This window comes from Klebsiella sp. MS 92-3 (genome assembly GCF_000195655.1).
GTDB classification, from domain to species: domain Bacteria; phylum Pseudomonadota; class Gammaproteobacteria; order Enterobacterales; family Enterobacteriaceae; genus Klebsiella; species Klebsiella pneumoniae.
In genome coordinates, this window is the sequence record NZ_GL882822.1 from 23145 (window position 1) to 23642 (window position 498).

Annotated in this window: 1 protein-coding gene; it reads left to right on the forward strand. The window is 47.2% G+C overall.

The window, feature by feature from the left end; translation table 11 throughout:
• Window positions 1–392: 392 nt before the first annotated feature.
• Window positions 393–498 (forward strand): hypothetical protein (locus HMPREF9538_RS32920; protein ID WP_228701574.1); only part of this gene is annotated, 106 nt, incomplete at its 3' end.

Sequence of the window (498 nt, forward strand, 5' to 3'; positions counted from 1 at the left end):
AAAACCCCCCCCCCCGGGGGGGGGGGTTTTTGCTTTTCTGTAGCCGGACTCTCCATCGAACTGCGTTAACCCGTGATTTCCCTGCTGCGTTTTTCTCCTGGCCAGCCCGCTGCTAGTTAACGACAAGCGCAGGCCTATTCTCCATAGAATCTTTTCGCAAACACATTTTCAGATATCAGATAACACACTGATTAAAATCGCCATTTTCCCGCTAAAAGCGGCTAAAAACGCCCTTTTCTGGAAATCGATCCGCCCAGGTGGCTGCCCTGCTTTCCCTCCAGATGGCCAAATAGCATCTTATATTCCATTTTGCGCTAAATGACAGAGAAATATTCTTTAAATAACCGTTTTCACAGTTCTAGTATGCAAAAATATCTTAAACGAGTGGGTAAATGGTTATGTCACTGTTTCATTCCGTGAGCGACCTGATCGGTCATACTCCCCTGCTCCAGTTGCACAAACTGGATACCGGGCCCTGCAGTCTGTTTTTAAAACGGG